Source organism: Paenibacillus sp. FSL H8-0317, from assembly GCF_045040685.1.
Lineage (GTDB): Bacteria > Bacillota > Bacilli > Paenibacillales > Paenibacillaceae > Paenibacillus.
The window spans coordinates 3,777,636-3,790,843 of record NZ_CP150294.1 but is presented as its reverse complement, the minus strand read 5'-3'; the positions used below and the strand labels follow the sequence as shown (position 1 = coordinate 3,790,843).

Genomic DNA, 13,208 nt, shown 5'->3' with positions numbered 1-13,208 from the left:
TAATAAGTATGGTTAACTTGTGATCATTTACCCTACCTACTGACTAACATTCGTCTATCTACCCCTATTCTCGATCAAAAACAAAAGCCGGCAGCTCCTAAAACAGGAAACTGTCGGCTATTTATTTCCTCTACCTAGCTGCCGATATTCGCTTGGCAGAAGACCTATCAGTTCGCGGAAAATCCGGCTGAAATATTTTTCATCCGTATAACCCACTCGCTCCGCAATCCAGAAAATCGTATTATTTGTATTGAGCAAGTACTCTTTGGATTTCTCTACCCGGATGAATCGGGAGTACTCATTAAAGGTTTTCCCCATCAGATCTTTGAAACATTGACTGAAATAACTTCGGCTGATGTTGAGTTGTTGGGAGAGACCTGAAGCTGTATAGGCCTGCTCCAAATCATGCTGCATGATCATCACCGCTTTTTTCACGGCATCGATGATTTCCTGTGAATACGAAGTCTGTTCATCTGCCTTTCGAATGCTTGCAGCAATCTGTTTGATCCATTCTTCAACCTCGTACCAAGACTCGAAAGAATGGATCATCGAGATTCTTCCAAGCGTAGTTTGGGCAAAAATACGGTTCCACTCCATTACGATCGAGTACAGCAATCCCATCAACTGACCTTTATGTAATCGTAAGGATATAAACTGGTCAATAAGTTGATTGTAGTAACTGTCATGGTGGGTCCATGGTGTCTGGAACCAACTTTGCTTAATCCGATCAAGGTCCTCATCCTGCGGTTCTTTTGAAACTGTATCTTCCTCATTCATCGAAACGGCAATGACTTGGTTATTGGGATTGTACGCATAGAATAAAGTCGTCTCTGTATAATTCCTAATCCAGTTTTTGATTTGCGACCATGTTCGCTCTTGTATATCAGACAAAACCAACAACGTACTATGGGGAACTTGATGCACGCATTCCTTCAATTGCTGAATTAGTTGATCTTCTAGGGACGGGGGTGCAGCCCACATGCAGCTATTACGCTCAACCTCCCACCTTATCTCGTCTTCATGCGCAGTTAGCTCCATTGGCCACTTATGTTCTGATTTACGATCCTGTGAAACAAGTGCATACACATTTCGATAATGGAAATTGACTTCATTCTGCGAAGGCATCTTCCTTATCGTGCTTGTCAACCCGTTAATTCGGGTGTGTATCCGTTGCAGAACATGTTCGAATTGCTCTTTCTCCAGCTGCACTTTGGCTATATAATCGATGGCTCCGAGTCGTAGCGCTTCCTGGATATAATCGAAATCCTGATGTAGTGTTAACACAACGATATGAAGTTCGGGATAGAGCTGCCTCGCAGCTCGCATCAGTTCAATCCCTGACATGACGGGCATTGCAAGATCCGTTAGCATCAGATCGACCGGTTGGGTTTTTAGGAAATCCAGCGCTTTCGCCCCGTTGCTGGCCTCTCCTACAACCTCCATGTTGAACTCGTTCCATGGCATCGCAGAGCTAATGCCTTTGCGTACCAACTTATCATCATCTACAATCAATACCTTAATCATGCGAGATATCTTCTCCTTTAATAGGCAATACGAGCAATATGTTTGTCCCTGTTCCCAATTCACTCTCAATCACCAGTTGCGCTTGGTCCCCGTACTGTGCTTTCAACATGCGGTGAACGTAATTGAGTCCGATGCCCATCCCTACTTTTTGTTGTTCAGCTTCACGATTGTTCAGCAGATTATGAATGGTTTCCTCCGTCATACCTGCGCCATTATCTTGTATCATAATGTTCAACGTTGAAGTGCATGTCACTTCAATCTGAATAAAACCTTCGTCACTCAATCCATGATATAACGAATTTTCAACCAGCGGTTGCAGAATAAAGCGGGGCACAGGAATCTGAAGCACTTTTTCATCTGCAGTAATACGGACGTCAAATTCAAAGTCATAGCGAATTTGCTGCAAAATCAGATACTGTCTTAACGCATCGATCTCCTCTTCCATGGTGGATACTTGCCCTAATTTGCCTAGATTGTAATAGAGCAGCTTGTTCAATGACTGCACCAGCTTGTCGATCTCCCCTTGTCCGTTCATGACCGCCAGCCAGTGCACCGTATCCAGCGTATTCATCAGAAAGTGCGGATTGATCTGATAGAGCAGTTTTTCCACTTCCAGGTCTGCACGAATCTTCTCTTTCTGCTGAACTTCCTTGAAGAGGTCACCAATCTGATGCTGCATATTCGAAAATTCACCCAACAGAAAATCAAATTCGGGAATCTGAGTGCGAGCTCGGCTCCCTATTGTTTGTGGATTTTTGGACATCCCATTGATCTCCGAATGGAACAGACCGAGTGGTTTGTAGACCATCTTCCACAGCAGCCAAGCGAGAAACACGGTAAAGCCGAGGAAAAATAAAGCGACCAGCAAAATTTGAAGCAACCACTGGTTTTTCTCCTGTTGATATTGAGACTGCGAAATGACCGATACGACACTCCAGTTCTGTGAGGAATCCTCTTTGAACCAGTGATACCCGCGGGATATTCCGTCCTTGGCAGGATCGGCCGTTAAGCTGGTGAAATTCTCCCCTACCTTCATGGCTTCCGGTATTTCGCTGTACACAATGTTGCCTTCACCATCCAGGATGAGATGAGATAATGCGCCGTTGTATTGATTGTAGCCCAAGATATCCTGTGTAAGTCGAAAACCTGATTCTACGTAAATGAACACGTCGTTTCTCGCGGAAAGTTGTACTTTTCGCAAAGCAGACAGAACGAGTTGATCATCAAATCGGTTCATACTCATATGGGGGCCATAGTACTTAATGCCATAAGTTTGGAAGAGCACAGGCAGAGACTCAGGAGAGAAACGATCCTTAATTGGAAAGTTGCCGAACTGCGTAGTACCTTCTTTTTGAAAGTAATACAGGGTCAATCCGATATTAGGATTGGTGAAGGTGACAACACTTAACTCGTTCTTTAATTCGTCCCTGGCCTCAATCAGTTCGAAGATATCAGAGGACGGATTCAAGAATTCATCTAATCTTTTGCCTAAAGTACCCCTGTAAGATAATTGCTGCGTAACGTGATTCAGATTGGTGATGGAGTTCTCCAATGAGGATGTCACCTGCTGTAAATTGCTACGGATGCCATCATCGATCTTATTTGCGAAAATGGAGTCGATCGTATAATAAGAAATCGCAAATATACTGATAAAGGGGATAAACGCACTGAGAAAGAACAGTAAAAAGATTCTTTTTTTTAGTGTCATGGGAACCTCTTCTCCTTCTGAAAATAAAACAGCAAGCCTCCTGTGTATGGAAGCTTGCTCTGAAATATACATTCAAGCGGACACGCTGTCTGTATCCTGTCCAAGTCCAATTTCCTTTCATCATTATAGATTGATATTCAAATAAGTCAAACGCTTTCATACTGTGCGTATATAAAAAGTGCTACTCCTCAAAATGATGAGGAATAGCACTTTTATATGCGTACCTTACTTCAGTTGAAATCACTTCTTGTTCATGGAATGCTCAGACATTTCAGTCTACTCTCGTACCGTCACATTTAATTTGTGTGATCTGGTTTCCCCTGAGGGATTGCGAAGTACCGCTTCATACTCGTAGATTCCAGGTGCCCTTCCAGAGATTGCCGTAACTGCAGACTGTGCACTAGGCGTATTGGATTGAAGCGATTGTGTGTCGATCAATACACCATTTTCGTAAAGTTCATATTCGGTTGCGTTTATTCCCCACCACAGATTCATGGTGACATTATAGTTGCCGTCACCGTCCCAGTTGTCATTCGACAGAACCGCTTGCCCTGGGGAAGCATCTGTGACGATGACTGTCAGTGGAACACTCATGGTTGAACCCAGTGCATTGATCAATTCTCCAGTATAGGTATAGGTGCCATTTTTCTGTCCAGTAATATCCACTTGAACAGACTGGGCGGACGGGGATTGATCGACCAGAGAAATTTCTTTAATCAATTCACCATTCTCATACAGGTTGAACTGATTGCCGTTATTCCCCCACCATAGATTCATCGTGATTGTATAGTCTCCGTCTTTGAGCCCAGTGTCGTAACCATTATTATCAGATAACACCGGAGTGCCAGGGGCACCGTTTGCAAGTGGTGTTGTCTGATGGAGCCATTCCTCCCACTTAATCAGCACACTTGCCTGCTCATCCGTAAATACGTTTCCTCTAGCTGCTTGAACGTCATTACCGTAGGATGCAAGCAATTGACGCGCTTTTGCTCCTTCACGATCGTTTGCTGCCTGTTTGGCTTGCTGTAACGTGTTTGTGAGTTGATTAGCTAGAACACCAGCACTAGGATCGATCGATTCATCAGCAAAGGCGTTGGTCAGATTAATCAGGCTGTCGAATGTAGCAATAACGCCAAAACGATATTCTACCGTCTGTTCCCAACCAGCCAAATCGGAGACCGTTGCCGTAACCTGGTTCAGACCGGGTTCCAATGTATACGCAGGAGTGTCGAGAAGCACACCCTCCGGTTCTTCCACACCGGATACCGAATCGGAAGCTGTATATCCAATTTCCACATGCTGATCAATGGTGTACTCGGTTTGACCATGAATTTCAATGGTTGGAGGTACGAGATCAATGGATATGGACAAAGACTGTTCACTCTCTTTGTTACCGTCAACATCGACACTCCAGTAGGTGATGGTATGTGTACCTTCTTCAGTTAGGGTCAACTGTGTGCCACTCACCGTTTCACCACCATTGATTTGATAATAGGTCCCTTCGATTTCGGAATCTTCATCGCTTGCTGTGAAGGTTACTTGTGCCGGAGAAGTATACCAGCCGTTCTGCAATTCTCCTTCCACAGTTGCCGTAGTATGCGGCGCTTCCTGCTCCGGAGTTTCCCCTTCCAACGTAACCAAATCAGATAGCGGAATATTCAATTCCTTCACAAGGCGTGCCACGAGTTCAGATACCTTGATTGCACCGTTCATTTGCAAATGTGTATTGTCCTCGGTTGAGCCTACCCACATGAATATCGATTTGGTTCCTTCTGTGCCAAGCTCCTGGAAATGCTCCCAACTGGCTTGGTTCAGATCAATGATGAGCGTCTCCGTTTCCTGCGCCGTTTCTTTCATCGCCTGTACGTATTCCGGGAAGCTTTTGTTCAGCACTTCTCGGGTAAAGTCACGGCGGTTCACTGGCGTGACCAGAACTGGAATCGCACCTCTCTGCTGAGCACCGTTAATGTATTCTTTCAGATATACCTTAAACTGCTCTGGTGTAAGATAACGCTCTGGACGGGACGGTGTGGAATCATTATGAGACCACTGCATGAACAGATAATCGCCTTCTTGAATGTCGAGTAAAATATCGTTGAGATATCCACCGACAAGGAAGGTTTTACTGCTCAAACCTCCAACTGCCCGGTTATCAATACTGACTTCATTCGGAACAAAATATCCACCCAACGTTTCTCCCCAGCCCGCTTGCGGACGATAGTTTTCCGCGTAATTGGCTACAGTGGAATCGCTGGCCAAATAAATAACAGGTTTATCGCTTGCACTGTGATCTGGCAGACGCTCCAGCTTCAACGCATTGATCTTTGGTGCATTTCCGGTGAAGTTGAAGTTAAAGACCCCATCGATCAGGGCAATGTCATACGTGATTTCTTTGAATTCGCCTTTGGCAATGCTTGTAAGCGGCAGCTTTGTCATCTGCTCTGCAACGACATTTGCGCTGGTCAATTCCCCTGCATCCCCGATGGTCATTGTTACCCGGTAATTCGCCGGCTCCATTTCCACCAGGAAAGAGGTACCGTTTACTCGTGTGAAATCCTCTTTGAGAGAGTCTCCGGTTTCCCGGTTCTCATCTTTGGTCAGCGCTGTATCGGCAAAACCGTACCCGTTGCCTTCAATGTAAGCTCTTTTCGCACCTACCTTGATGTATCCATCGGCTGCGCTGCCAGAACCAAAGTCAAATTTGTAATCGCTTATCTCTTCGCTCGGTTCACTTGTTAATGACTCCTTCGCAACAGTTAACATGTTAAACGCATGGTCAACTTGAGCCTGCGTGGCTTCCGTATTGAATATAGCTTCCGCAGCTGCCAAAGCCCGATTCACCACGGCCTTCGATGCATCTGTATAATCCGACAGATTCAGTGCTTTGATCTCATCGTACAGGGCGATTAAGGCTGTCTGATCGCCGTCCTCCGAAGTGAGCTGAGTGCCTTCAATTCGCACGTTGTCGATCTGGGTAGTCCAGTTCAACGTGCCTCCACCACCTTTTCTCGTTCCCAGGAATCGCATGGATCTGACGTTGTCCGCATATGCGCTGGAACTCAGCGAGATATCAGCAATCGTTTGGGTAACTGTCGGATCGGCCAGATTCGTTAATGTCAGATCCAGTGTTTTCTCGGCAAAATTAACGGTTGCATCCACATTGACCCACTGGTTCTTGGTAATATCTGTAGCCGTTCCCCCTTCTGGTATGGCTGTATCCCCTGTGCCATAGTCCGGATTATATGCACCGACAAAATAATGAATTTTGGTGCTTCCGGTTTTGGTATACAGCGTGAACAGGGCATTTTCGTTAGAATCCTGAATCGTGAGATGACCTTCTGATGGATAGGCACTCACATTACCGGATTGCCAGTCAAAGTTCACGTTCACCTGATCGCCGTTTACGGCATCAAACAGACGGAATACTTTGGCCCTATTGCCTGAACCTGACCCCGCGACGGACAGGACCTTATTTCCGGACTGTTCAACAACGGTCCCCGTCATGGTTCCTCCAATACCCGTGGCATTGACCATCGCATACTGGTAACCGGCAGCGTCGCCTTCAAAATCCTCCTCATATAGTTGGATTTCCGGCTCTGGCTCGGGTTCGGAAATATCCGGGTCGATGACCAGCGGCGAAATGTTCAGCTCCATGTCTTTGACCGCACCAGCAACGAGTCCGGCAATTTTCTGTGCACCATAGCTGCTGAAATGCGTATTATCGTTGATCCCATTCGGGTATTTCGGATATTCACCCGGATTAGCATAGAGGAACACTTTCTCCGTAGCTGTATTACCAATTTTGTCGTAGTACGCAATACTCAACTTGCTGAGATCAATCAGCGGCACGTCCTGCTCCTCCGCCACTTCTTTGGCAGCCTGAACGTATGCCGGGAAGCTGACGTTGAATTCTTGAGTCACCGTGTTGAAATCTCTGCGTCCAACCGGAGTGAGCAATACCGGTGTAGCGCCGCGCTGTTTGGCACCGTTTACATAACGAGCTAAGTAGATCTTATAATCCTCAGGGGATGCATACCGGTCCGGTATTCCTGCACTCGCGTCGTTATGACCAAAGGAAATGAAGAAGAAGTCTCCCGGCTTAATTCGCTGCAGGATGGTATCCAGACGACCATCTACCATAAACGATTTGCTGCTTCGACCGCCGATCGCATCGTTCACGACGACTGCCCCATTGGAGAAATAACGTCCGAACTGCTGGCCCCATCCTTCTTGAGGAGCCTGCGCTTCACTGTACGATTGCATGGTTGAATCACCAGCCATATAGATCGTTGTTGCCGCACCAGCCGCTTTCTCTGGATACTTCTCGATGATGACATCTTGAATGTCTATGGCTGTCCCTGTGAAGAGAAGATCGAGCTGTCCATCCACTAATGCAACATCATAGGAATACTCCAGCGGTGCTCCTGCTGTCACATTGGTTACGGCGAGCTTCTGAACGAATTCAGATTTGACTCCAACGTTCGAGTCATTTGCATCATTGCCCAATCGCAGCGTCACCTTATAGTTCGCATTGGGCAGATCAACGGCAAATGTCGTGCCTGCCGCGACCGAAACCTGGTTTGCCCCTACCGTAACACCACTTGTATCCTTGAAGCCGTATCCCGGATCTTGTGTGTAGAGCGTATCCTGTATGTTTGTACTTCCCGACGCAGTCTCTGTACCGAAATTAAAGCGGTAGACCGGCTCCAGCATTTCAGCTTCACGAGTCAGCGCCAGATCGGCTTTAGGGAATGCTGTAGCTTCCGCTCCAAGGTAAAAACCGGTATGAGGCGGCTGGTTGTAGGATACATTTTGCCAGGCTACGCCAAGTCGATACACAGGGTCCTGCATCAGCGTAGGGATGCGGTAGTCTGAAGGAATGGTCGTTGTGTAGAGACGATACTCTGAACTATCTTCGCTCCGCAGCAGAAGCTCCTCACGCCAGTCGCCCAGAATGTCCGCCTGGAGTGCCGGATTGCCTTTGGTATGGTTGTTCGTTAATGTACCGGTTGCCCGGAAGATTTCATTCAGCTTTTTGTTTTGGTAATCCCACTTGTAGATGAGCGGAATTCCTTTGGCTGTGCTATTATCCCACTCATGGTCCAACAGCTCCCGCTGAAGATCTCCATCCCACCAGATGGCGAAATTGGCGGTTTTGGGCCCTTCGTCCACAGTGTAGATAGCCTCTCCGGCTGCTGAATAGGTATTGGTTACAGGTACACTTTGCCCATTGGTAACGGTCGTGGCCCATGATTCGTAACCCGGATAGTTCGGATCAATGTCCGCCGACATCCCGCGGCCGGTGTCAAAACCTGTTTTCTCACCCCAGAGGATTTCACCTGTTGCCGCATCGCGCATCTCCAGCCCGTATGCCGCATCGGAATGCTCGTGCACACTTACGACCTGATAGCCCTCCCGGTTCGGATCGAGCTGGCCGGCGTGCATGGCGTCACCGTGCCCGAGTCCGGTGCTGTACATCAAGCTGCCGTCATCGTCAATGGCCAAGGCGCCAAACATAATTTCGTCCTTGCCGTCCTTGTCAACATCCAGCACACTTAGATTGTGGTTGCCCTGTGATTGATATTGTGATCCTGCTTCATTCGTGTCGAACGTCCAGCGCTTGACGAGTTCCCCGCCAACATAATCATAAGCAACAAGCACTGTGCGGGTATAATAACCCCGGCTCATCACGACACTTGGCTTCGTACCGTCCAGATAAGCGATGCCGCCAAGGAAACGGTCTACACGGTTGCCATAGCCGTCACCCCAATCACTGACGTTGCCTCTTGGCGGATCATAATTCACGGTGGATAGAGCCGCGCCAGTCTCACCGTTAAACAGCGTGAGATATTCTGGACCTGAAAGTATGTATCCGCCGTCGTTGCGATAATCCTTCGTGCCGTCACCAATGACCGTGCCTTGGCCGTCCTTTGTGCCGTCCGCCGTCTTGACAACAACCTCAGCCTTTCCATTGCCATCGAGGTCATACACCATTAACTGCGTATAATGCGCTCCGGCGCGGATGTTGACTCCCAGGTCAATCCTCCACAGCTTTGTGCCATCCAGCTTGATGGCATCGATATAGACATTCCCCGTATAACCGGCCTGCGAATTGTCCTTGGAATTGCTTGGACTCCACAGGAAGACAATTTCATACTCGCCATCCCCGTCCAAGTCAGCTACGGAAGCATCTCCAGCATAATAGGAGTACGTTCCGCCATCCTTAGTCCGACCATCGGCCGGTTTATCGAGCGGAATAGGCAGATAATCGTTATGCCAGACTGATACAACCTCTGGTTGCATTTGCTCTTTGCCTGCAATAACGGTGGAGATCTGATATTGCGAGCTGTCGAAACCAGTGGTGTCCACGTAGTTTGTCACATCGCTTATGGGTGATGTGTTCACTTTAGTTCCATTTTTATATATATTGAAAGCGATATCATCTGGATCGTTGTTTAAATACCTCCAGCTTATAAAAACGCCGTTGTCTACAAGAACCGCAACCAACCCCCGGTTAAGATACTCTCCTTGGCGACCCGGCAGGCTGCTTGATGACTCTGCACGTATCGGCGCCGGAGGAACAGCCAGTGAAATAACCATAAGGAGTGCTAAAAAAGAGACCAACATCGATTTCTGGATGGAAACAGTTCTTCGGATCATTCGATTAACTCCCCCTTATCTAAAAATTCATTTTTAGAATCATCAGTTCGACCCTGCCCAGATTGTTGTCATTTGAACACAATTTATAGCCACCCCCTTATATGTTACCGCTTACATTTATCTTACAGGTCTAAAAAAAGACAGACAATCTAAAAAATGTGACGTATTATATAAGATAATTGACTTTTTTAGGAAGGAGATGAAACGATGGTTCATACGGTTTCTTATGCTTTTCGTAATGACGATACATCAATCATGACACTGGACTCTATTGGATGGCAGATCGTTTCTAGCGAGGAATATCGTTGTCCAAGTGATGGTAGACCGGACCCGGGGCACGTCGTTTTTCAATACACGCTTAATGGCCAGGGTTATCTGGATATTGAAAATCAAACGATTCCTTTACCAAAGGGACATGCCCTACTTGTTAAAATCTCCGGAGAACATTGCTATTACTATAAACAAGAAAACAACGAACCATGGGAATTTATATGGATCAACATTCGCGGGGATGAAGCTAACCGAATCTGGGATATGATGCATGATAATGAGGGGCATGTCATTCGACGAAACGCGGACTCTCCCTTGATTCAAGAGTTATGGCAAATTATCCATTTGATTCATCAAGAGAAAGTTACGGACAAGTATCGCTTGTCCATGCAAGTCTATCGGTGGTTGCTTATCCTGGTACAGACGAGTCGGGATGCGGAGAAGGATATCGGTGCCCTATCCATAACAACAATTGAGAAATGTAAAAAGTTCATCCGAGAGAATTATGCATCTCCATTGACGTTGGATCTTCTAGCCAGCCATTGCGATATCAATAAACACTACTTGTGCAGGTTATTTCAGAAATCGGAGAAAACATCACCGCTAGCCTATCTCAAAGACAGACGCATTGAGGTTGCAATCCGACTACTCCGCACAACGGAACTTCCGATTTCCCAAATTGGTCAACAATGCGGGTTTGAGAGTCCCAGTTATTTCGGCAAAGTTTTTCGGCAATATATGTCCATGTCACCCAAAGAATATCGCTTGAATAAGTTAGAGTTTCCTTATGAGGCCATCTATTATGAATAGCTAAACTCGCTGTTTGCCAGTTGTCCTTGGATTGGGAACTGCTCTTATACCAATACAATAAAAAAAGCCGCTAGAATAGCGACTTTTAATGGGACTATGTTCTTTGTGTGCTTCAATAATTGCTGCACTTATTGAGCGGTGTATCCTCCGTCTATGATCAGGCTATTTCCTGTCATATATGAAGAATCGTCGCTAGCTAGGAACAGAACGGCTTTTGCCATCTCTTCTGCTTGACCCAGACGTTTCATTGGTGTTGCCGCAGAAAGTGCTTGTTTGCTCTCTTCCGGGATAATTGGTGTATCGATGAAGCCAGGGCAAAGGGAGTTCACCCGAATATTCTGCTCAGCATACTCCAGCGCCAGCGAACGAGTCAGGTTTACAACGCCGCCTTTAGCTGCATTGTAGGCTGCAGAGCCAGGCGAACCAACCCATCCGTACATGGAAGCCGTGTTGACGATTGTACCTCCACCAATTTTGAGCATTTCGCGAATCGATTCACGAGCAACCAAGAATACGCCGTCCAGGTCAACATTGACTGTATTGCGCCATTCGGCATAATCAAGTTCATGCGTCGGATGAACACGCCCGATTCCCGCATTGTTGAATACGATATCCACTTGACCAAATGCTTCTACGGTTTGTTTGAAAATCTCAGAAACCTCTTCTTCACTTGTTATGTTTGCTTTAATAAAGAGAGCCTCTGCTTTAAGCGCTTTCAGTTCCTGCTCAAACGCCTTGCCTTTTTCTTCATTTAGATCCACCAAGACCACTTTAGCTCCTTCGGAAACGAATAAGCGAGCTGTCGCTGCACCAATTCCGGATGCTCCTCCTGTGATGACTGCAACTTTATCTTGAAGTTTGCCCATGAATAAATCCCCCAGTATAATATTTTGAATAGCGCCTATATAAATAGTGCTATATGATGTTTACAAAACTAATTCTATGCTTAAAATTGTACCAATCCAATCATTAAGATGTGACCAAGTGTCTACCTCGTAGACACTTTATAAAACTATGTCTATATTTATAGGAGTTTTTTTGAATGAATAATGAACTTACTGTGACATCTCAACATCGTAATCGAACCAAGGAGCACCTAAAAGCTGCTCTGATTCAGCTCATTAAGAAAAAAGGATTCCATGGTGTTTCTGTCAAAGACATCGTTGATCAGGCGGGTTATAATCGCAGCACGTTTTATTTACACTACCAGGATAAATATATTCTCGCCGAAGAGTTGTTGACTATGACACTCGAAGGATTGAGGGGCGCAGTAGGCAAACCCTATTGGCACGGTCAAAAGGTCTCAACCAACAAGCTGGATGCCGAATCTTTTCAAATCGTGGATTATATCTACGAGCACCGTGACTTCTTCGAACTGATTCAATACGATGATACGTTACCCGGTCTACATACAGGCTTTCCACAAACCATACTCAAAATCTATCAGGAGCAATTTGTCTTTGAGACGATCAACAACTCCCCAGTGAACATGGATTATTTCAAGTACTATACCGCCTACGGTTTTTTTTGGACTGTTGAACAATTGGATATTAAGCGGATATCATGAATCACGCGAGGCATTTATCAAAAACGTGATTGAACTCACCAAAACGCATATTCACTCTTTTCATTATGTGGGTGACAGGTTTGAGGCGTGATTTCGAGTAAGTTGATTTGAACATCACGATGAACGAGATGTCTGCTTGAGATAACAGGCCTGTTGCGGTGGAGCAGATGCTCCTGATCACTCAGGGACATGCCCAGAATCTCTTCGATTTTATGAATACGCTGATACAAAGTATTGATATGAATATGAAGTGCTGCCGCAGCTTGGACCGCATAACCTCCACACGCCATATACGTCATCAGTGTTTCTTCTATCCCACCGGTCTGCCCTTTGGCAGGCCGAAGTGAATACTTCTGCCATAAACGCATTCAAATCCTCAGCCGTTTGCCGGATAAACAACCAGTTAACACCGATATCCGTATATCGGATCGTCCCCTGTTCTCTTCTTGTCTTCTGGTATGCAAGCGCCTTGTCCGCTTCCTGGTATCCCGTCCACTCCGCAAATTCCAGCAGTCCCACCACGATGGAGGTTGAAGGAACGATTCCGATCTCCCCAGACTTCTGCCAATAATCCTCTGTAAAATCCACAAAGGTCATGGATACTCTTGCCTTGACCATTAACGCTTCGATCGCAGGGTCATACCTCCACAACCCACCTAAGCACTCATA

At 46.3% G+C, this 13,208-nt stretch carries 7 protein-coding genes and 1 pseudogene; 2 read left to right on the top strand and 6 right to left on the bottom strand.

The genetic code is table 11. The features are described from left to right. Positions 1-117: 117 nt before the first annotated feature. From MHB43_RS16865 to MHB43_RS16855, 3 genes are all read right to left on the bottom strand, one after another. Positions 118-1,524 carry a response regulator gene (locus MHB43_RS16865; RefSeq protein WP_339176739.1) on the bottom strand — a complete coding sequence of 469 codons (1,407 nt, stop codon included), beginning with the start codon at positions 1,522-1,524 and terminating at the stop codon, positions 118-120. Then, on the bottom strand, positions 1,517-3,232 hold the full coding sequence (locus tag MHB43_RS16860; RefSeq protein WP_339176737.1) for a histidine kinase: 1,716 nt from the start codon (positions 3,230-3,232) through the stop codon (positions 1,517-1,519). The genes MHB43_RS16865 and MHB43_RS16860 overlap by 8 nt, the downstream gene beginning before the upstream one ends. Before the next feature lie 276 nt (positions 3,233-3,508). Beyond that, entirely contained in the window at positions 3,509-9,892 is a 6,384-nt protein-coding gene (locus MHB43_RS16855) for a GDSL-type esterase/lipase family protein (RefSeq protein ID WP_339176736.1), read from the bottom strand. A 207-nt stretch (positions 9,893-10,099) separates the two neighbouring features. On the opposite strand from MHB43_RS16855, the gene MHB43_RS16850 reads away from it, so the two are divergent. After that, a complete protein-coding gene (locus MHB43_RS16850) occupies positions 10,100-10,972 on the top strand; it encodes an AraC family transcriptional regulator (RefSeq protein ID WP_339176735.1) in 873 nt (290 codons plus the stop codon). Between the two features lie 128 nt (positions 10,973-11,100). Here MHB43_RS16850 and MHB43_RS16845 read toward each other — a convergent pair whose 3' ends face one another. After that, entirely contained in the window at positions 11,101-11,838 is a 738-nt protein-coding gene (locus MHB43_RS16845) for an SDR family NAD(P)-dependent oxidoreductase (RefSeq protein WP_076210575.1), read from the bottom strand. 176 nt (positions 11,839-12,014) lie between these two features. Between MHB43_RS16845 and MHB43_RS16840 the strand changes: the two are divergent. Next, a pseudogene (locus MHB43_RS16840) lies at positions 12,015-12,630 on the top strand (TetR/AcrR family transcriptional regulator). Here the strand turns inward: MHB43_RS16840 and MHB43_RS16835 are convergent. Continuing rightward, positions 12,575-12,829, bottom strand: coding sequence for a helix-turn-helix domain-containing protein (locus MHB43_RS16835; protein ID WP_405132438.1), 255 nt, complete (start codon positions 12,827-12,829; stop codon positions 12,575-12,577). The pseudogene MHB43_RS16840 and the gene MHB43_RS16835 sit on opposite strands and share 56 nt — an antisense overlap. Beyond that, positions 12,750-13,190 (bottom strand): hypothetical protein, encoded by a 441-nt coding sequence (locus MHB43_RS16830; RefSeq protein WP_405132493.1) that lies wholly within the window; start codon positions 13,188-13,190, stop codon positions 12,750-12,752. The genes MHB43_RS16835 and MHB43_RS16830 overlap by 80 nt, the downstream gene beginning before the upstream one ends. Positions 13,191-13,208: the final 18 nt, after the last annotated feature.